The organism is Vreelandella nanhaiensis (assembly GCF_003990185.1).
GTDB classification, from domain to species: Bacteria; Pseudomonadota; Gammaproteobacteria; order Pseudomonadales; family Halomonadaceae; genus Vreelandella; species Vreelandella nanhaiensis.
In genome coordinates, this window is record NZ_RZHF01000015.1 from 74,933 (window position 1) to 95,316 (window position 20,384).

18 protein-coding genes are annotated in these 20,384 nt (G+C 54.5%); 11 read left to right on the forward strand and 7 right to left on the reverse strand.

Features of this window, described 5'->3' with window-relative positions:
• Positions 1-21 precede the first annotated feature (21 nt).
• Both ELY38_RS10675 and mgtE read left to right on the forward strand, forming a co-directional pair.
• On the forward strand, positions 22-450 hold the full coding sequence (locus ELY38_RS10675; RefSeq protein ID WP_127062110.1) for a F0F1 ATP synthase subunit epsilon: 429 nt from the start codon (positions 22-24) through the stop codon (positions 448-450).
• 262 nt (positions 451-712) lie between these two features.
• On the forward strand, positions 713-2,095 hold the full coding sequence (mgtE, locus tag ELY38_RS10680; RefSeq protein WP_127062112.1) for a magnesium transporter: 1,383 nt from the start codon (positions 713-715) through the stop codon (positions 2,093-2,095).
• Between the two features lie 147 nt (positions 2,096-2,242).
• On the opposite strand, the gene ELY38_RS10690 is transcribed toward mgtE, so the two are convergent.
• Positions 2,243-3,436, reverse strand: coding sequence for a cation diffusion facilitator family transporter (locus ELY38_RS10690; RefSeq protein ID WP_127062114.1), 1,194 nt, complete (start codon positions 3,434-3,436; stop codon positions 2,243-2,245).
• Positions 3,437-3,635: 199 nt separating this feature from the next.
• Between ELY38_RS10690 and ELY38_RS10695 the strand changes: the two genes are divergently transcribed.
• From ELY38_RS10695 to nhaD, 5 genes are all read left to right on the forward strand, one after another.
• Positions 3,636-4,436 carry an undecaprenyl-diphosphate phosphatase gene (locus ELY38_RS10695; RefSeq protein WP_127062115.1) on the forward strand — a complete coding sequence of 267 codons (801 nt, stop codon included), beginning with the start codon at positions 3,636-3,638 and terminating at the stop codon, positions 4,434-4,436.
• Between the two features lie 9 nt (positions 4,437-4,445).
• Positions 4,446-5,567, forward strand: coding sequence for an FAD:protein FMN transferase (locus ELY38_RS10700; protein WP_422822329.1), 1,122 nt, complete (start codon positions 4,446-4,448; stop codon positions 5,565-5,567).
• Between the two features lies 1 nt (position 5,568).
• Positions 5,569-6,939, forward strand: coding sequence for a bifunctional UDP-N-acetylglucosamine diphosphorylase/glucosamine-1-phosphate N-acetyltransferase GlmU (glmU, locus tag ELY38_RS10705; RefSeq protein ID WP_127062117.1), 1,371 nt, complete (start codon positions 5,569-5,571; stop codon positions 6,937-6,939).
• A 47-nt stretch (positions 6,940-6,986) separates the two neighbouring features.
• The gene (gene glmS, locus ELY38_RS10710) at positions 6,987-8,816 is read left to right on the forward strand and encodes a glutamine--fructose-6-phosphate transaminase (isomerizing) (RefSeq protein ID WP_127062119.1); all 1,830 of its coding nucleotides are present in this window, start codon (positions 6,987-6,989) and stop codon (positions 8,814-8,816) included.
• A 154-nt stretch (positions 8,817-8,970) separates the two neighbouring features.
• Positions 8,971-10,437: a sodium:proton antiporter NhaD gene (gene nhaD, locus ELY38_RS10715; RefSeq protein ID WP_127062121.1), complete on the forward strand. Its 1,467-nt coding sequence runs from the start codon at positions 8,971-8,973 to the stop codon at positions 10,435-10,437.
• 117 nt (positions 10,438-10,554) lie between these two features.
• Here the strand turns inward: nhaD and ELY38_RS10720 are convergent, their stop codons facing one another.
• The 3 genes from ELY38_RS10720 to ELY38_RS10730 all read right to left on the reverse strand — a co-directional run bounded on the left by ELY38_RS10720 (position 10,555) and on the right by ELY38_RS10730 (position 13,316).
• The gene (locus tag ELY38_RS10720; protein WP_127062122.1) at positions 10,555-11,157 is read right to left on the reverse strand and encodes a CBS domain-containing protein; all 603 of its coding nucleotides are present in this window, start codon (positions 11,155-11,157) and stop codon (positions 10,555-10,557) included.
• A gap of 102 nt (positions 11,158-11,259) precedes the next feature.
• Positions 11,260-12,639 carry an ATP-binding protein gene (locus ELY38_RS10725; protein WP_127062124.1) on the reverse strand — a complete coding sequence of 460 codons (1,380 nt, stop codon included), beginning with the start codon at positions 12,637-12,639 and terminating at the stop codon, positions 11,260-11,262.
• Positions 12,636-13,316, reverse strand: a complete 681-nt coding sequence (locus tag ELY38_RS10730) for a response regulator (RefSeq protein WP_127062126.1) — start codon at positions 13,314-13,316, stop codon at positions 12,636-12,638. The genes ELY38_RS10725 and ELY38_RS10730 overlap by 4 nt, the downstream gene beginning before the upstream one ends.
• A gap of 111 nt (positions 13,317-13,427) precedes the next feature.
• On the opposite strand from ELY38_RS10730, the gene ELY38_RS10735 reads away from it, so the two are divergent.
• Entirely contained in the window at positions 13,428-14,354 is a 927-nt protein-coding gene (locus tag ELY38_RS10735) for a GNAT family N-acetyltransferase (protein WP_127062127.1), read from the forward strand.
• A gap of 418 nt (positions 14,355-14,772) precedes the next feature.
• On the forward strand, positions 14,773-15,243 hold the full coding sequence (locus tag ELY38_RS10740) for a c-type cytochrome (RefSeq protein WP_127062129.1): 471 nt from the start codon (positions 14,773-14,775) through the stop codon (positions 15,241-15,243).
• 49 nt (positions 15,244-15,292) lie between these two features.
• On the opposite strand, the gene rep is transcribed toward ELY38_RS10740, so the two are convergent.
• On the reverse strand, positions 15,293-17,362 hold the full coding sequence (gene rep / locus ELY38_RS10745; RefSeq protein ID WP_127062131.1) for a DNA helicase Rep: 2,070 nt from the start codon (positions 17,360-17,362) through the stop codon (positions 15,293-15,295).
• A 76-nt stretch (positions 17,363-17,438) separates the two neighbouring features.
• On the opposite strand from rep, the gene ELY38_RS10750 reads away from it, so the two are divergent.
• The gene (locus tag ELY38_RS10750) at positions 17,439-17,909 is read left to right on the forward strand and encodes a tRNA (cytidine(34)-2'-O)-methyltransferase (RefSeq protein ID WP_127062133.1); all 471 of its coding nucleotides are present in this window, start codon (positions 17,439-17,441) and stop codon (positions 17,907-17,909) included.
• A 3-nt stretch (positions 17,910-17,912) separates the two neighbouring features.
• On the opposite strand, the gene pyrE is transcribed toward ELY38_RS10750, so the two are convergent.
• On the reverse strand, positions 17,913-18,578 hold the full coding sequence (gene pyrE, locus ELY38_RS10755) for an orotate phosphoribosyltransferase (RefSeq protein WP_127062134.1): 666 nt from the start codon (positions 18,576-18,578) through the stop codon (positions 17,913-17,915).
• 141 nt (positions 18,579-18,719) lie between these two features.
• On the opposite strand from pyrE, the gene ELY38_RS10760 reads away from it, so the two are divergent.
• Positions 18,720-19,487: an exodeoxyribonuclease III gene (locus tag ELY38_RS10760; RefSeq protein WP_127062136.1), complete on the forward strand. Its 768-nt coding sequence runs from the start codon at positions 18,720-18,722 to the stop codon at positions 19,485-19,487.
• 71 nt (positions 19,488-19,558) lie between these two features.
• Here the strand turns inward: ELY38_RS10760 and rph are convergent, their stop codons facing one another.
• Entirely contained in the window at positions 19,559-20,296 is a 738-nt protein-coding gene (gene rph / locus ELY38_RS10765) for a ribonuclease PH (protein WP_127062138.1), read from the reverse strand.
• Positions 20,297-20,384: the final 88 nt, after the last annotated feature.

Consider the following 20,384-nt stretch of genomic DNA (forward strand, 5'->3'; position numbering starts at 1 on the left):
CGTCTATTAGGGGGATTCGCTATGGCGAATAGCTTTACTTGCAATATCGTCAGCGCTGAAGCATCTATCTTCTCAGGCACCGTTGAGCAGGTAGTGGCTTCTGGAATGATGGGTGACCTGGGTATTTTGCCGGGTCACGCTCCGCTGCTGACTGAGCTTCAGCCGGGTCCGATTCGTGTGATTCACGATGGCGGCAAGGAAGAAAACTTCTTTGTCTCGGGCGGCTTTATGGAAGTTCAGCCCGACGTCGTGACGATCCTGGCCGACGCCGCTTCCCGTGCAAGCGACCTGAATGAGGCCGCTGCCGAAGAAGCACGTCAGCAAGCGCTGAAAGCCTTTAATGAGAAGTCAGCTGAGCTTGACTACACCCGCGCGGCAGCAGAACTTGCCGAAGCCGTTGCCCAGCTGCGAACGATTCAGCAGCTGCGCAAGAAGGCGGGTAAAGGCTAAAAAACGCCCCTGGCGTTCGAACGCCCCTTGAACCCGGATTAGGGTTTAAGGGGCGTTTTTTTTGTCTGGTACTATGATGCGTACACAGTGACATTATGCATTCCGACTGCCACGCTTTATCAGTCATGTTTTGTATCAGGTTTTTATAACGGTGTTTGGTAACAGTATGTGTAACGATACTTTGCAATAGTACTTGAGATAGTACTTGAGATAGTACTTGAGATAGATCTTGCAACCGTACTTTGTCAGAAGGGGGAGAGCGATGGCATTGAATGATGAAAACCTGCAGGAACTGAAGGCCGAGCTGCTCGACGAGCTGGTAAAGGACGAGCCGAGTAAAAACCTAATTTCTGAGCGCCTGGCCGAGGTTCGCTCAGCCGATATCGGAGAGGTGCTTGAAGAGCTCATCGAAGAGGATGAAAAGCTACCGGCGGCGCTGTCGGTTCTGGATGTTCTCTCAAACGAGCGTGCGGCCAATGTACTGGGTTACCTGCCCGGTGAGAGTCAGCTTGAAGTGGTGGGTGAGTTAAGCGATACCCAAGTGCTTAAGCTGTTGGAAGAGATGGGCTCTGATGAACGGGCTGACTTGTTCAATCTTCTGGACGATGACCGCCGCGAGGCATTGCTGCGTCGCATGGCTCACCAGGAGCGTGAAGATCTCAAACGCCTGGCAAGTTATCAGGAAGGAACGGCCGGCGCCATCATGACCTCTGACTATGTGGCCATAGCCAGTGGCATGACGGTGTCGCAGGCGCTGATGCGCGTACGCCAAACTGCGCCTGATGCAGAGACGGTCTATCAGCTCTACATATTAGACAGTGACGGTGAGTTAATTGGGACGATGTCGCTGCGCCAGCTGATGGTGGCACGCCCAGGTGCGGTGGTGGATGACATCATGATCAAGGATGTGATCAGTACCGCAGTGGATGAAGAACAGGAAGAGGTGGCGCGCATCGTGGCACGCTACGACCTACTTGCGCTGCCCGTGATCGATGCGGATGGTCGAATGGTGGGTATTGTGACCCACGATGATGCCATGGATGTCGCGGAGTCCGAGGCTACCGAGGATTTCCATAAAGGGATGTCAATCGGCCAGCTGGAAGACGGCGTGAGCCGCGTACCGATTTGGAGTCTGTACCGCAAACGCGTGACATGGCTGGTTTTATTGGTGTTTGCCAACCTGTTTTCCGGCGCGGGCATTGCCTACTTTGAAGATATCATTGCCGCCCAGGTGGCCCTGGTGTTCTTCTTGCCGTTATTGATCGGCAGTGGCGGTAATGCCGGTGCTCAGGCCGCTACACTGATGGTGCGCGGGATGGCAACGGGTGATGTAGGAGTAAAGGATTGGAGCAAGATGCTGGGCCGGGAACTGCTGGTAGCCGGCTCACTGGGGCTTACCATGGCCATTGCGGTTACCCCGATTGGCATTTTGCGCGGCGGCAACGATGTAGCCATGATTGTAGCGCTAAGTATGGTGACGATCGTGCTGTTTGGCAGCTTGATCGGGATGTGCCTGCCCTTTGTACTTGAACGCTTCAAGGTTGACCCGGCAACAGCCTCCGCGCCACTGGTGACTACTTTGATCGATGCTACAGGCGTATTGATCTACTTCACCATTGCGACGGCGATTCTCTCCCATCTCTAGTGCTCAGCCAGGTGGGTACGGCTCTAGCGCCGTACCCAGCCGCGATTGATCAGCGGCGAGAGATGGGAGCGCATGACGACGCGTTCATACAAGGGTGGTACTAAGGCAGGCGTAGCTGTGTAATTCTAAAGATACTGCTCTAAGTATTCAGCGCATTGAGCTGCTGGCAGCTCGCGTAATGAACATCACCTCAACGTGACCCAACCATTCAATGTCGCTGGCCAGGCCCTTGAGCTGGCTGGCAAGACACTGGGGGGGCTGGTGAACCGCATCGTCAATGATTAGTGACACCGATACCTTGTCATTCAGATAGTGCAGCTGCAGCTCATTCAACGTGCGCCACACGGGATGACGGTACCAACGCTCGTTAAGCGCAGCCTCTACTTCAGGACGTAAGGGCAAGCCGGGCAAGCGGCTTGGATCGCCTTCTCCGGCATCGTCTTCCGGGTCAACGTGGAAAATAACGTCTGTCAGTAGGGGGAATTCATGGCGCAGACGACGGCTGACTTCATTGCCGATTTCATGGGCTTCAGACACGGTAATCTTGGGCCTAACCACGACATGCAGGTCTACCATGACCCAACCCGCCGATTGACGGGTACGCAGGTCGTGTACGCTATCCACACCGGGCACGCTGCAGGCAACGTCGTGCATTTGCTGCTGTACATCCTCGGGGAGCGCTGTGTCGACCAGCTCCCGGGCCGACTCCCACAAGAGATCCCAGCCCACTTTACCCACCAGCAGCCCCACCACAATAGCTGCCACGGCATCTAGCCAGCCAGCGCCAAACTGAGCGCCAATCAAGGCGACCAGCACCACCGCTGTGGAGAGGGCGTCGCTACGCGAGTGCCAGGCGTTGGCTTCGAGTAACCGCGACTGGATACGCTTGGCCACGCGCATGGTGTAGCGAAATATCCACTCTTTGCTGAGAAGGGCAATAAATGTGATCACGATCGCCCAGAGGCCAGGGGCCGTGACTTCGGTACCACTAAATAAGCGGCTGAGGCTTGACCAGGCGATGCCGCCTGCCACGAAAATGAGTACGCTGCCAAGCAGTAAAGTAGTGAGGGTTTCAATACGCCCATGGCCATAATGATGATCATCATCTGGCTCCTGACGGCCATAATGAATAGCCGCCAGCACAAACCCATCGGTCACCAGGTCGGAAAGCGAATGAATGCCGTCGGCAATTAGCGCGGCCGATCCGACAAGAAATCCCACCGCGACTTTCACAACGCTTAGCAGGCCATCAAGCCAGGCGCCGATATAGGTGACGCGCTTGGCGGTTTGGCTATCTTGCTCGCGATTGGGAACCACTGGCGTTTCAACGGTCTGAGTCATGGAATACCTGACAGGGGCACGCGTTCGGTAAAACCGTATTGTAGCGCACCGCTTTGTAATCTCTTAAGCCCTTTAAGATGAAGTATTCACTTGCACGTAACGTTATACGACGATGGCCCATGGCGGACAACCGCCTGATGGAGGTGTATCCTTGTGTGCCACTGTCATTCAATAACCCCTTTGATAAATAGGATGATCCATGGAGTGGTTACAAATACTGGTACTTGCCGCGGTGCAAGGCCTTACTGAATTTTTGCCTGTCTCAAGCTCCGCGCATTTAATTTTAGTACCGGTACTTACTTCATGGGAGGATCAAGGGCTTGCCTTTGATGTTGCGCTCCATGTGGGAAGCCTGACCGCCGTTATTATCTATTTTCGAAAAGAGATCCTGCAAATAGTGCAAAGCAGCTTGGCGGTTTTTAAAGGCAGAGCGGTTAATGAAGATGCCCGATTGGGCCTCTGGATCATCGTCGCTACCCTGCCGGTATGCATCATCGGTTTTTTGCTTCAAGACGTCATCTCAAACTATATGCGCTCAACGCTGGTGATTGGTATCAGCCTGATTGGCTTTGGACTATTGCTGGGTTATGCCGATTACTTCAAGCGAGGGACTAAAAGCGAGTATCAGATGGGCTGGAAAGAAGTACTGATTATTGGCTTTTCCCAGGCGCTGGCCTTGATACCTGGCACCTCACGTTCCGGCATCAGCATGACGGCAGCGCTAATGGTGGGAATGAGTCGTGAGGGGGCCGCCCGCTTCTCCTTTCTACTCTCTATTCCGGTCATCGTTCTAGCGGGTGGGCTTGAAGCCATCAAGCTTCTCCGCCAACCTCAGGCCATTGACTGGTTCTCACTGTTTGCCGGCACGCTGTTATCCGGCGTGATTGCCTATCTTTGTATTCACTACTTTTTGGTCTTTATTAAAAAAATAGGCATGCAGCCTTTTGTTGTATATCGCGTGCTGTTCGGTGCGTGGCTTATCTGGTTTTTTCATTTTTAGAGCGAATTCATGATTTCATCATTGCCCAAGTCGACTCGGTTAATGAAAAAAGCGGCCATCGCTGCCGCACTTATGCTTTTGGTGGGCTGTTCTGAAAAGGATCGTCCTCTTGATTCACCGGTACGTTTGGAAGGGGGAATTTTCGGTACTTTTTACCAGGTAACGATTAACGACCCTTTGACCCAGGAGCAGGCTAATAACCTGGAAGCCGGGTTTTTAGCCGAACTTGAAAGCGTTGATGCGGCTATGTCGACCTATCGCGATGATTCTGAGCTAAGCGTCTTTAATCAGGCGCCACTGGATGAATGGCAACCGCTCTCCAATGCGCTTATTGAAGTATTGGCGATTAGCCACTCGGTGGCAGAAAAAAGTGATGGCGCCTTTGACGTAACTGTGGGTGATCTAGTTAATCTGTGGAGCTTTGGACCTGAAGCGCGGCCAAAGGAAATACCGTCGGAGCAGTTGCTTGCCGAGCGGTTGGCTCAGGTCGGCTTTGACGCGGTGGAAGTGGATACACAGGCCATGCAGGCACGCCGTGAGCGCAATGCCTATGTCGACCTGTCCGGTGTTGCCAAAGGTCACGCCACTGATCGCGTTGGCGCATACCTGGATCAGCAGGGGATCAAAGGTTACCTCGTCAACCTGGGCGGGGATATGCTGGCCCACGGTTACCGCGATGATCAAAAGACCCCATGGCGTGTGGGGATTGAGACTCCGCAAAGCGGCGCGCCTCATGCCCAGCATATTGTGCCGCTACATGATATGTCGGTGGCCACTTCCGGTAATTACCGCAATTACTTCGAAGCCGATGGCCAGCGGTTTTCCCATACCATCGATCCACGTACCGGCCGCCCGGTAACACATAACGTTGCTTCAGTATCGGTTTTCCACCCCTCCAATGCGTGGGCCGATGCCTGGGCAACGGCATTACTAGTTGTGGGTAGTGAGGCCGGGATGAGAATGGCGGTAGACCATAATCTGAGTGTTTTAATGTTGCTACGCGATGGTGAACATTGGCAAAGTATCGTAAGCCCTTCCTTTGTTGACTATTTTGGCGAAGACTTAGTCAACGAGCTGGGCATTGAGCCATGGACTGCCTCTAACGCGCGCTCGATAAAAGAAGGTAATTAGGATGCACAATGAACTGGATGTCGTGATTCTTGCGGCAGGCAAAGGCACGCGGATGCGCTCACAAACGCCAAAGGTGCTGCATACCTTGGCGGGAAAACCCATGGTGACTCACGTACTGGAAACTGCTGCAGGCTTACAGCCAGAGCGTACCCATGTAGTGATCGGCCATGGTGCTGATCAATTGCGCAAGGCATTGGCCGATGAGAGCGTGACATTCGCCGTGCAGGCCGAGCAGAAAGGCACGGGGCATGCGGTTGCCCAGGCGCTGGATCAACTGGGTAGCGGAACTGTACTGGTGCTCTACGGCGATGTGCCGTTAATTAAGCGCGAAACGTTAAGCGCGTTACTAGCCCATGTGGATGAACAGCATATGGGACTTTTGACTGTCACCCTGGACGACCCGACGGGATACGGGCGCATCGTGCGCAATGACATGGGCGAGGCGGTGGCTATCGTCGAGCAGAAGGATGCCAGCGCATCCGAGCTTGCGATTACCGAGTGCAACACAGGTATCATGGCAATGACCAGCGCTCAGTTAAAGCGTTGGCTACCGAGGCTCTCCGCCGATAACGCCCAAGGCGAGTACTACCTGACTGATGTTATTGAAATGGCCGCTAATGACGGCATCAAGGTATGTACAGAACAGCCTGCCAGCGCTGCTGAAGTAGAAGGCGTTAACAATCGTGCGCAAATGGCACGACTGGAGCGAGCGTATCAGATACAGATAGCTAACCAGTTAATGGAGCAGGGTGTGGCGCTGGCCGACCCGGCAAGGCTTGACGTTCGGGGTAGCCTGACCTGTGGTCACGATGTATTTATCGATGTTGGCTGCGTGTTTGAAGGCACTGTAGAGCTTGGTGAAGGCGTACGCGTAGGGCCTTACTGTGTAATCAAAAATAGCACTATCGGCGCTGGTAGCAGTGTGGATAGTCATAGCGTGATAGATAGCACGGTCGCTGCGGGCCGTAACCAAGTTGGCCCTTATGCGCGGCTACGCCCCGGTACGCGCCTGGCCGTCAGCGCCAAGGTCGGCAACTTTGTAGAAACCAAAAACGTAGAAGTAGGTGAAGGTAGTAAGATCAACCACTTAAGCTATATCGGTGATGCCCGCTTGGGGCGTGATGTAAATGTGGGTGCCGGTACCATTACCTGCAATTACGACGGTGCCAATAAGCATCATACCGAAATAGGTGATAACGCTTTTATTGGCTCCAACAGTGCGCTTGTAGCTCCAGTGACTATCGGCAAAGGGGCGACGGTAGGTGCCGGGTCGACCATTGCCAAGGATGTCAGTGAGCATGCGCTGACGGTAACGCGCAGCAAGCAGCTGGAAAAAGTCGGCTGGCTGCGCCCCGTCAAATCCGATAAGTAGACTATTGGTACACCCACCGCTTTTTACACGTTTTAGGAGATTCATTTATGTGTGGCATCGTCGCGGCTGTTGCGCAACGTAACGTGCAGGAAATACTGTTGGAAGGGCTTAAACGCCTGGAGTATCGCGGTTACGATTCAGCCGGTATGACGGTGTTGAACGATAAAGGCGAGCTGACCCGTCATCGCGCGCTGGGCAAGGTGGCCGCACTGGGAGACGAGCTTGCCAAGGCAGCTCTACCGGGCTTTTCCGGCATTGCTCATACCCGCTGGGCTACCCACGGTAAACCGTCAGAAGCCAACGCTCACCCGCACCATAGCGGTCAGCAAGTAGCCGTCGTACATAATGGAATCATTGAGAACTACGAGTATATAAAAGAGACTCTGCAAACCAGCGGCTACACGTTCAGCTCTGAAACCGACACCGAAGTGATCGCTCACTTGCTGTCCGACAAACTGCAAAGCGGCTTCAGCCTGTTTGACGCCACTCAGGAAATTGTTAATGGTCTGGGCGGCGCCTATGCCCTGGGCGTCATGAGTAGCAAGGAGCCGGGTGTAGTGGTGGGGGCTCGCCAGGGTAGTCCGCTGGTAGTGGGCATAGGTATCGATGAGGCTTTTTTAGCCTCTGATCCGCTCGCTCTGCTGCAGGTGACTGATCGGTTTATTTACCTCGAAGAGGGCGACCTAGTTGAGCTGCGTGAAAAGGGTGCCCTTCGCATCATAGATCGTGACGGCAATCCGGTAACCCGGCCCGTGCATATTTTTGAGCATGGCGATGGTGCCGCCAGTAAAGGCGACTATCGTCATTACATGCAAAAAGAGATATTTGAGCAGCCTTCGGTCATTCAAGCCGTTCTGGAAGGACGGTTGAGTGGCAGCAGCGTACTGGTAGAGAGTTTTGGCCCCGATGCTCAGGTGCTTTTCCAGAAAACGCGCCAGGTGCATATCATCGCCTGTGGCACCAGCTATCATGCTGCCATGGTGGCGCGTTACTGGCTTGAGCGTTATGCCTGCGTGCCGGTGCAGGTTGAAGTGGCATCAGAATATCGTTACCGCCACCCGGTCGTGCCCGAAGGCAGCCTGTTTGTGACGCTTTCCCAATCGGGTGAAACGGCCGATACGCTGGCGGCGCTTCGGTTTGCCAAAACCTTGGGGTATGTAGGCACACTGGCGATCTGTAACGTGCCGGGAAGCTCCTTGGTGCGTGAGTCTGATATGACACTGATGACCCGTGCGGGCCCTGAAATCGGTGTTGCCTCGACCAAAGCCTTCACTACCCAACTGGTTGCGCTCATGCTGCTGACGCTTTCAGTCAGCAAGGCCAAGGGCCAGGAAGAGCATGCGAGTATTGTGGAAGCGCTGCAGACGCTCTCCAGCGTCTGTGAGCAGGCACTGGCGCTGGATAGCCAGATAGAACAGCTTTCTCAGGCCTTTGCTGAAAAACACCATGCGCTATTTTTAGGCCGGGGTGCCCACTATCCCATTGCGTTGGAAGGTGCGCTCAAGCTTAAAGAGATTTCTTACATTCACGCAGAAGCCTACCCTGCAGGCGAGTTAAAGCACGGGCCGTTGGCGCTGGTGGATAGCGAGATGCCGGTCATTTCGGTCGCACCCAATGATGACTTGCTGGAAAAGCTTAAATCCAACTTGCAGGAAGTACGCGCCCGCGGCGGTCAGCTGTTTGTATTTGCCGATAAAAACGTGGGTATCAAGCCTGAAGACAATATCCAGGTCATTGAACTGCCGCATATTCATGAAGCGCTGGCACCGCTTTTATATACCCTTCCCCTGCAGCTTCTGAGCTACCACGTGGCGGTTTTGAAAGGCACCGATGTGGACCAGCCGCGCAACTTGGCGAAAAGCGTGACGGTCGAATGATGGCGTAAGCGAAATTAGGGAAGTTTCAAAAAACCGCTTTACATGGTGCGGCATTAAGCCGCACCATATGCGCGGTCGCTGCGTTGCCGCATTTAGTTAGCGTGCTTATCATCGTGGCGCTGTCTCTCTCCCAAACTGTCAGGATCACGCTGTCATGAAACCACCAAACGCCCTTGCTGCCCGGCTCTCAGCTCGCCGGGTCGCTTGGTTGTTGATCGCTCTCTGCACTATTGCCTTTCCTACTCTCTCCTATGCCGATGCTGGCCCCCTTGATTTAACCCTGTCGCTTGCCGGTATTACCTGTGTTGCCATCTTCATACTTGCCTACGCTTTGGTCATGTCTGAAGAACTTATCCACATGCGCAAATCAAAGCCCGTGCTGGTGGCAGCGGGGCTTATTTGGGCTATCGTGGCATGGGTATACGTTCAGGCTGGGATGCCTGAAGTATCGGAAATCGCATTTCGTGAAACCCTGCTTGAATATACCGAGTTGCTACTGTTCTTGCTGGTAGCCATGACGTATATCAACGCGATGGAAGAGCGGCGTACATTCGATGCGCTGCGTGCTTGGCTTGTGCGCAAGGGATTTAGTTACCGTAGCCTTTTCTGGATTACCGGCTTTCTTGCGTTTGGTATTTCAGCGATTGCCAATAACATGACCACGGCCATGTTGATGTGTGCGGTGGTGCTCAAAGTAGCCGAAGGCGACAAAAAGTTTATTGGCTTATGCTGCGTTAACGTGGTGGTGGCCTCTAATGCGGGGGGCGCGTTTAGCCCATTTGGGGATATCACTACATTGATGGTTTGGCAGGCAGGACAGGTGCCTTTTAGCGGCTTCTTTGTACTTTTATTGCCTGCGATTGTTAACTTCATGGTGCCTTCGGTCATCATGAATTTCTTTATTGTTAACCGCCAGCCTGCGGCCCTTACCGAAACCGTTTGGCTCAAGCGGGGGGCGCGGCGGATTATCGTGCTGTTTTTGATTACCGTTGCCATTTCAGTTCTCTGCCACTCGGTTCTGCATTTGCCACCTGCCATGGGCATGATGTTCGGCCTGGGGCTTTTACAGTTTTTTGGCTACTACCTGCGTCGCAGCCTACCGCGCTCGCTGGAGCGCAAGCGGGAACGTTATTCTCGTCGGGGCGACTGGAAGAAGCTGGAGCAGCTGGGTAGCGTGGTGCCGTTTGATATCTTTAGCCGTATTGCCCGCTCGGAGTGGGACACCTTGCTGTTTTTCTACGGGGTTGTGCTGTGTGTTGGTGGGCTTGGCTTTATGGGCTACTTAAGCCTGCTGTCAGAAACGCTTTACGGCGGTTGGAACCCGGTTTGGGCTAACGTGGCGTTAGGTCTTATTTCGGCAGTCGTGGATAACATTCCTGTGATGTTTGCGGTGCTTTCAATGGCGCCGGATATGTCGGAAGGCAACTGGCTGTTGATCACCCTGACCGCCGGCGTAGGCGGCAGCCTGCTCTCCATGGGTTCTGCTGCGGGTGTTGCCTTGATGGGCCAGGCTCGGGGTATTTATACCTTTATGGTTCACTTGCGCTGGGTGCCCGCCATTTTGTTGGGCTACGCGGCAAGTATCGCGACTCATCTTTTGATTAACGCGTCCCTCTTTTGATAAGCCGGTTCTGATAAACCGATTGTTACGGTACTAAAAAACGTCCCTTACCGTTACCGGTAAGGGACGTTTTTATATAACAGGAATAATAACTAGCGTGTAACTGGCTAGTTAATCCTATAGGTCGTGACCGGTAATCACCTGGCAGATATCGGCAAAGCTGCGCGCCATGGGAACCACAGTGTTCACTTCTTTACCTACCGCATTTTGAATATCAGTGGCTGAGACCAGACCACGAATGGTCAGCTCATGCTGAGCATCGTACTGAGTAATCAACAGGTGCTGCTCGGTAACGTCTTCCATGATCAAGACAAGGTCTTCAATCGTCAGGGCGGAAAGCTGTTCCAACGTCATGGCACTTAGCTTGCTCCAAGGCGTCATGATCATTTCAGCAGTAATTTCGTGACGATCAAGATGACGCTGCTGCATGGCCAAGTTGATACGACGAGTACCGATCAGCTCTCGGGAAGTAAGAATGCCCAGGCAGTGGCTCTGCTTATCGGTCACAAACAGTAGCCGTACACCACTGTGGCGCATTTTAAGATGGGCTTCATCCACAGGCATGTCAGTTGTCACCGAATGAGGCTTTAGGATCTGAAAGTCGGTAAGAACTTCCAGCGCTGAACTCTCAATGGTTAAACGCTTGGCCTCAGGTGAGGTAAGGCGCGGTGTCGTGCTGAACTGAATTAAAGATTTGGGAGAAAAAGCCACTTGGTTCATCAAGGTACCTCCTGTTATGGGGGCCAACGGCTTACTGCCCGCTGGTCTGGTACCTTCAGAGTTGCAGCTAATTCTTACCACAACCTTAAGACTCGAAAATGATCACAAAAACTGGCCTGAAGATAAGCGCCGCTCAAGGGTTACCTGAACGCGCAAACCACCTCCCGGCGCATCATCAAACGCCAGTATGCCGCCTTGCTGGGCAATGATCCGTTCAACGATAGACAACCCAAGCCCAGAGCCTGCGCTAGGCCCTGACCGATGAAAGCGTGCCGTCACCGTCTTGCGCGCCGATAACGGAATACCAGGGCCTTGGTCGTCAACTACTAAGGTGATGTGCTCCTCCGTGGCCTTGAGGTATACATGAATATTGCCGTTAGGGGGGGAGTGCTGAATAGCGTTACCTACCAGGTTTTGAATCAGCGTCCCCAGCGCGCCGGGTATCTCGTTTAATGTCCAGGGACCTGCTTCATCGGCATCCAGCTGAAGCGATTGCTGTTGTTGCTGGGCCAGAGGGAGCAGTTTGGCCAGCGCATCACGCACTTCGAAGAGTGCATCCACCGAACGTAACGGCGGGCGGGCTTCATCGGGATCAAGCCGTGCCAGGGTTAACAGCTGGCTGACCAGATGAGTGGCTCGGACAACACCTTGGCGCAAGTGATCAAGCGACTCCTCACGGTCTTGCGGGGTCTGTGCGGCCAAGGCGTTTTGCGCATGCAGATCAAGCACGGCAAGCGGGGTGCGCAGCTCGTGGGCAGCATCGGCGATAAAGCGCTTTTCCCGCTCCCGCAAACGTTGGATACGCATTAACAGGCGGTTAAGCGCACCAGAAATGGTGGCCAGTTCGTAAGGTAGAGGTGAAAGCTTGAGCGGTTGGAGGTTATGCGGGTCACGGCTGCGAATCTGCTCTGCCATTCGCGACAGCGGCGCAAGCCCCCAACCGATGCTCCACCAAAGTAGCGAAGCCAATACAATCAAGCCGATAAGCTCAGGCAGCAAGGTGCGTAACGCTACCCGCTTGATCAAGCCTAGGCGCACATCGTCGCGCTCACCCACGATCACTCGGCGGGTACCGCCAGCCAATGGCAGGGTATAGGTTTGCCACGTCTGCTCCTGGTGCTGCTGTCTTGCATAACCACCCTGGGCTGTAGAAAACGGTTCGGCAAGGGGGCGTAGCGGCGCATCCGCCGAACGGAGCAATAATTCATCACCCTCCCAAAGCTGAAACACCAGCATATTGGGCGCGCGCGGCTCGGTTTGCAGTGTGCTTTCCACCCTTTTTAGGAGTGCCTGCCGATAGGTCGGTGGTAGGGGGGCCTGCATCAGTTCACTCAAAAGATGGGCGTGGCGGGCGAGGCTGGCGTCATGCAGCTGCTGGATTTCATGAGTGGTGTAGCGATAGCTGATTACGCTGATCACCATGATGCTGAATAAAAACAGCAGCAGCGTCAGCCCCAGCGTTCGCCGGCGGATAGAGTTCACCGTTCGCCTCCTGGCGGTGTCTTGTCCATCACGTAGCCAATGCCGCGCAGCGTGCGAATCACCTCAGGGAATAACTTGCGTCGCAGATGGTGGATATGGACTTCGATGGCATTGCTCTCCACGTCTTCATCCCAGCCATAAATCAGGCTGGTTAGTGTGTCGCGGGTAAATACCCGGTCCGGGTGGCCCATAAACTCCTGCAGCAGGGTAAATTCGCGCCGCGAAAGGGGAATATTTTGGTTCTGATAACTAACGCTTAGCGTTAGCGGGTCCAGACGAATGCCGCGACACTCCAGGTGGTTATCCAGCTGGCCCTGGCTGCGGCGCAATAGCGCACGCAGGCGGGCCTTGAGTTCCCCTACCTCAAAAGGCTTGATCAGGTAGTCATCGGCCCCCGCATCCAGCCCCGCGATGCGGTCGTTGATGCCATCCCGTGCAGTGAGGACCAGAATGGGGATCTGGCTGCCCTGGCGGCGCACGGCTTTGATAATTTGCAGGCCATCCAGGCCGGGCAGGCCTAAATCGAGAATCATCGCGTCGAAAGGTTCGGACTCTGTGAGTACCAAAAGGGCACTGTTGCCATTATTCAAATGGTCAACGGTATAGTGCTCCGGCTTGAGCGCCAGGCGGATGCCCGAAGACAAGCTGGCGTCGTCTTCAACCAGCAGTATGCGCATGGTGTCAGCTACTCCTGTAATGGCCCGGTAATAGGTAACAAAAGGTAGCATCGTTAGGGGGAGTCAGTCAGGATTAACATCAACGAAAGCAATGCGATGGCGCCTTGATTAATGACGAAACCCACTGTTGATAGCGATTGTGTGGCTGTCTGCCCTTTAACACTTCGCCGGGAAGCGCTGCTGCATCTGGCCGCGGTACATGAGCCTGCCCTGCAGCCAGCACTCAATGCCGCTCTGCGTTCGGCCAAACAGCCAGCCTGGGATGGGCTATGGGTCTATCAGCAGCAGGGGCGGATCACCGGTGCGCTCTGGGTTCAACCGTTAGCCCATACCACGGCCCAGCTATGGCTTCCCCGCCGGGGTGGCCCGGTAGGCCAGGCCTTGCTGGCTGCAGCCCGTGCCTGGGTAACCGAGCAGGGAGTCACCCTTTGCCATGTGGTACTACCGCCCAGCCACTATGTCTGGGAGACGACGCTGCTCGCCCATAGCATGATACGCTTGGCCGAACTACATCATTTAACCATCAATTTGCTATCTGTTACCTTGGCACCTGAGCTAGCCTGCATTGAACTTGGCACGCTATCGCCAACGCCCATCAGGCTGGAAGCTTTTTCCAAGCTGAACGCGGCTGCGCAAACCTCCTTGCTAGATTCAATCAGCCAGGGGTCGCTGGACTGCCCGGCGCTGCGGGAGTCGCTTTCCAGTGAAGCGCTCTTGGCTGGTTTTTATAACCAGGCCCCGGAGGCTCCACATCACTGGTATAGCGTTAACCTGGGTAATGAGCGGGTAGGCGTGCTGCTGCTGGCACCAGGGCCTGAACACTGCTGGGAGCTTTTATTGATGGGCGTCGTGCCGCAATGGCGCGGCCAGGGAATAGGCCGAAAGGTGCTTCAAGCGGCTTTTAAACGGGCGGTTAGCCAAGGCGCGACCGAGATGATACTGACGGTCGATGCCAACAATACACCTGCCCTATGCCTTTATCTGCAGGCAGGACTCTCCCGTTATGCTGAACAGCGTCTGTTTGCTTGGAGAGGCTAATGACTTAGTGCTTCAAGCCTATGAAGAAGCACATGAATTTTCCTGTTCAGAAGGTAATTTCAAGAGTGTCGTTTGATTTTTCTTCTATACTGAGGGCGCTGTATTCAGGAATGCTTTTTTAATCACGGAGGAAACGCTATGAAAATTTTGCTGTGGGTTATTATCTTTATTTTTGCCGTAGGTCTTCTTACCCTTACCGGCGTCTTTAAACTGATCTTCTAAACGACCGCATTTAAATTTCGCTTAGACATTTCTATTTCATCCCCGATAGGCGACTCTCGCCTATCGCCCTCTTGGCTATTCGGCATTAAAACTTGTTCTGCTATCTGTGAAAAAGAAGATACTATTTTCTTGGAACGCTGTTATCGGTGCAGGGTTGGAGCTTGTTGTCGTGGTGATAAAAGCTAAGGAGAGCTGGGTGAATTTCAAATGTATATTGGGCGGGATAGTGGCTTTTGGGATGTTATCAGGTGTAGTGCTTGCTGACGAAGAAGCCGAAGATGAAGCGCTTGCCGAGCGTCTCGCGCCGGTTGGCAGGCTCTGCCTGCAAGGGCAGGAGTGCCAACGCGCTGTGACCCAGCATACAGCGGCTGATGCGACTGAAGCTGCTGCGTCAGACGAGCCTAGCCTAGAAGAAGTCGCCCAATACGACGGTGAAGCACTATACGCCAAGGCGAGCTGTGGTGCCTGCCACGCGGCAGGTATTGCGGGTGCGCCGGCGACGGGTGATAGCACCGCTTGGACCGCGCGGCTTGCTCAGGGGACTGAAAAACTTTATGCCAATGCGATCAACGGAATTGGTGCCATGCCACCCAAGGGCGGCCGCTTCAATTTCAGCGATGACGAGATCAAGGCGATTGTCGACTATATGATCGACGAGCTTGAGTAATCTATCCACAGACGTAATGACAAATCCGCCTGTGGATAATTTAAAGCCGTCAGCCAAGTAAAGAGCGCAAACCTGCAATAGCATCCTTGCCCCGTGCCTGCTTCTTGTCAGGATCCTCTTTATCTGCCCGGCCTTCCCATTCCAAATCTTCCGCAGGCAGCTCATCCAGAAAACGGCTAGGCTGGCAGTCCATCAGCTCGCCGTAGGCTTTGCGCTGGCGGGCAAGGGTTAACGTCAGCGTGCGCCGCGCCCGGGTAATACCCACGTAGGCCAAACGGCGCTCCTCTTCCACCGTGCCCATTTCAATGGCATTGCGGTGGGGCAGCAGATCCTCTTCCAGTCCCAGCAGGTAAACGTGCGGGAACTCAAGCCCCTTGGAGGCGTGCATAGTAAGTAGCTGCACGCGGTCTGAGTCGTCCTCTTCGGCCTGCTGCTCAAGAATATCGCGCAGCACTAAGCGGGAAATCGCCGCCTCCACGCTATCGGTTTCGGTCGCCTCTGACGCACTATCCTCTTCCGGGTCGCGGTTGAGCGATTTTTCCAACTGGTCGATCAATATCCACACATTAGCCATGCGCCGTTCGGCAATAGTGGGGGCACTGGCGTTCTGGTAAAGCCACGCCTCGTAATCCATGTCGCGCAGCATATCGCGAATGGCAGCAATCGCATCGCCCTGATCCATCCGCTTGCGCACGCCATCGATAAAATGGGTAAAGCGGCTAAGCCGCTCCACTGCGCGGGTGGGTAATGTCTGCTCCAGACCCAGCTCGTGACAGGCCGCAAACAGCGAGATAGACCGATCGGTGGCGTAGTTGGCCAATTTCTCTAGCGTGCCTGGGCCAATTTCTCGGCGCGGTACGTTCACAATCCGCAAAAAGGCGTTATCGTCGGCGGGGTTGATCAGCAGGCGCAGGTAGGCCATGGTGTCCTTGATCTCGTTGCGCGAGAAAAACGACGTGCCGCCAGAAAGCTTATAGGGGATTTGATAGTGCTGGAGCTTGAGCTCCAATAGCCTTGCCTGAAAGTTGCCACGGTAAAGCACCGCAAAATCCCGCCACTCAGCCTTTTCCTTGATACGCCGAGTAAGCATTTCACTAGCGACCCGTTCAGACTCCGCCTCTTCGTGGCGGTTCACAATCACTCGAATTGGCGCGCCGTCGCCCATATCCGACCACAGGGTTTTATCGTAAACGTGAGGGTTATTGGCAATCAACGTGTTGGCAGCGCGCAGAATCGTTCCGGTTGAGCGGTAATTCTGCTCTAGTTTGATTACCTTCAGTCGCGGAAAGTCTTCCCCCAAAGTAATCAGGTTCTCGGGGCGCGCGCCGCGCCAGGCGTAGATCGACTGGTCATCATCGCCTACCACGGTAAAGGTAGAGCGCTCGGCCATCAAAAGCTTCACCAACAAATACTGGGAAACGTTGGTGTCCTGATACTCATCCACCAGCATGTAGTGAATCTTGCGCCGCCAGCGGGCAAGTGCCTCGGCATCGTTTTTTAAAAGCACCACGGGCAGCAGAATCAGGTCATCGAAATCCACCGCGTTGTAGGCTTTCAAATGGCGGTTATAGGCTTCGTACACCCGGGCGGCAAAATGCTCATCGTCATCAGCGGCGAAGGAAAGCGCGTCGCTGGGTAGCACCAGGTCGTTCTTCCACTGGGAAATCTTGGCCTGGACCGAGTTGATCTGCTCGGCATCTACTTGGGCGTCCTTGTTCATCAGGTCACGTAACAGTGCCTTGGCATCTTCCGGGTCAAACAGTGAGAAACCCGGTTTATAACCCAGGGTTTTTAACTCGCCGCGGATAATATTGAGCCCCAACGTATGAAAGGTCGAAACTGTCAGGCCATGACCTTCCTTGCCTTTGAGCATTTGCCCAACGCGCTCTTTCATCTCCCGGGCGGCCTTGTTGGTGAACGTGACCGCCGCAATCCGGCGCGCGCTCATCCCACACTCCTGTACCAGATAGGCAATCTTGGTGGTGATGACGCTGGTTTTGCCGGAACCCGCACCCGCCAATACCAGGCATGGGCCATCGATATAACGCACGGCTTCCTGCTGGCGCGGGTTGAGGCGCTTGATGCGGCTAAGAATGGACTGCGGGGGCGAGGGCGTCATTAGACACGTTATCCTTTGCGGTTTTTCATCTACAATCAGGCGTTTCTTCGCGCATAACTTGGATAGGCAGGTGGTAATGTTTGAAATAGCGCTGTTTGAGCCGCGCATGGCACCCAATACGGGTAATATCATGCGCCTGGTAGCCAACAATGGCTGTCGTTTACATTTAATCGAGCCGCTCGGCTTTGATCTAGAAGAAAAAAAGCTGCGCCGCGCGGGGCTTGATTACCGCGACCTGGCCAATGTAACCCGCCACGCTGATTTTGCTGCGTTTCAAAGCGCGATGCAGAGGCGGCGTATCTGGGCGATTACCACCAAGGGTACGCGACCTCACAGCGAAGCTGATTTTGCTGCTGGCGATGTGCTGCTGTTCGGCTCTGAAACGGCCGGTTTATCCGCCGATGTGCATCAGGCACTGCCCGACGCCCAAAAGCTGCGCATTCCCATGCAGCCCAATAATCGCAGCCTGAACCTTTCCAACGCGGTGGCTATTGTGAGCTATGAGGCGTGGCGCCAGCAAGGCTACGCTGGCGCTCTTTTTGAATAGTGCTTAGCAAGCAATGCCGTAGCAGTCGCGATAGGCGCGCACTGCTTCTGCATAGGCGAGCATTTCACCGCCTGCATGCTCTTCCAGGTAAGTGAGCACTTGCTCAAGGGTAACAATGCTCACGACCGGCATGCCGTATTCGGCCTGGACTTCCTGGATGGCGCTCTGCTCGCCCTGGCCGCGCTCTTGGCGGTCAAGGGCAATAATCACACCGCCTGCGCGGGCGCCGCTTCGTTCAATAATGCCCATCACTTCGCGAATGGCAGTACCCGCAGTGATGACATCGTCAATAATCAATATATCGCCTGATAGCGGTGCACCGACAATACTGCCGCCTTCGCCGTGGGTTTTGGCTTCCTTGCGATTAAAGGCGTAGGGCATATCCTTATCGTGATGGTCTGCCAGGGCGGCAGCAGTCACTGCCGCCAGCGGTATGCCCTTGTACGCCGGGCCAAACAGCACGTCGGCATTCAGGTCACTGTCCATAATCGCCTGGGCATAAAAGCGCCCCAGCTTGGCCAGTGCCCGGCCGGTCTGGAACAGGCCAGCGTTAAAGAAGTAAGGGCTTACTCGCCCGGATTTAAGCGTAAACTCACCAAACTTGAGAACGCCCTGCTCAATGGCAAAGGCGATGAATTCGCGCTGATAGGGTTGTAGAGTGATAGCCACGGCGTTCCTCATTAGGTGGATGGTTTATGTCAGCACAAAGGCGACAATAAAACGCAGGTAAATAGCAAGAATGAGTTGGTCTATTTACCCAAACGTCTAAACGTCGGGTATCATACAGCAGCGACGCAAAAGGGACGATTTATGAAAATTGCCAGCATCAATGTTAATGGTATACGTGATGCCGTCGACCGTGGCTTCCTAGACTGGCTGGCTCAGCAGGACGCCGATGTGGTCTGCGTGCAGAACATCAAGGCAAAAAGTTTTGAATTAGGTGACCATATCCTCTATCCGGAAGGCTATGAAGGCTATTTCCTGGATGCTGAAGAGGATGGGTTCGCAGGTGTCGGGCTTTACTGCCGTAAAATTCCCAAGGCGATCATGTATGGCCTGGGCTTTCCGCAGTGCGATCACGAAGGGCGATTTCTACAAGCGGATTATGACCGCTTCAGCATTGCCACCTTTTTGATGCCCGATGGCAGCGACCAGAAAGCTAAACAGGCGTTTATGGAGCAGTACCAGGAGTACCTGACGAAGATGTCGCGCAAACGCCGCGAATACATCATCTGTGGTACCTGGAACGTTGCCCACAAAACGGTTGATTTGGCCAATTGGTCGGATAACCAGCTCACCTCTGGTTTCCGCCCCGAAGAGCGCGCCTGGATGGATCAGGTACTTGGCCCAACAGGGTTTATCGACACCTTCCGCGAAATCAATCGCGACGCTGGCGAATACACCTGGTGGCCGAAGCTCGATCAGGACGTGCCCCGTGATCGCCAGGAAGGCTGGCGGATCGACTATCAGTTAGTCGGCCCCAACTTCCGCCGCCACGTGGTAGACGCATGGATCGATAAAGAGGCAACTTTCTCCGAGTTCGCCCCGCTGATTGTCGAGTACGATCTCGCCCTTTAAGCATCTTTCCCGCGTCGTCGTTAACCAATGAGCCGACCTAGGTCGGCTCATTGCGTTGGCGATTAAAATGCCTAACCGCGAATACCCAGCGCCTCACGCTGCTTTTCGCGTAGCTCGTCACCCGCTTTCTCAGCAAGATCGAGCATGGCGTTTAGCTCTGCCCGGTTGAACGCGCCCGCCTCAGCCGTGCCCTGCACTTCAATCAACTCGCCGCTTTCGGTCATCACCACGTTCAAATCGGTATCAGCCTTGCTGTCTTCTGGGTAATCCAGATCCAGCACCGGTACGCCTTTATAAATACCCACCGAAATCGCGCTGACCAGCTGCTTGAAGGGGTCGCCCTTGATTTTCTTCTCGCGCTGCAGGTAGCGAATGGCGTCCACCAGTGCTACACAGCCGCCGGTAATCGATGCGGTACGCGTACCGCCGTCCGCCTGAATCACATCGCAATCCACGGTAATCGTGAATTCACCCAGTTTTTTCAGATTCACTGCGGCACGCAGGCTACGACCAATCAGACGCTGGATTTCCAGCGTGCGGCCGCCCTGTTTACCGCGCGTTGCCTCGCGGCCACTGCGTGAATGGGTCGCGCGGGGCAGCATGCCGTACTCCGCGGTGATCCAGCCCTGGTTCTTGCCACGCAGCCAGCGTGGCACGCCCGCTTCCACACTGGCATTACACAGCACCTTGGTATCGCCAAACTCAACCAATACGGAACCCTCGGCATGTCGGGTGTAATCACGGGTCAGGCGAATCTCACGCAACTGGTTGGCCTCGCGACCGCTGGGGCGAACAACATCAGGACGCATAGCACCTCACAAAAAGCACTTCACATAAGCGCGTAACTAGGAAAAGCCTTCCATTGTACACGTCTTAACGTTCAAGCCTGCCCTTATC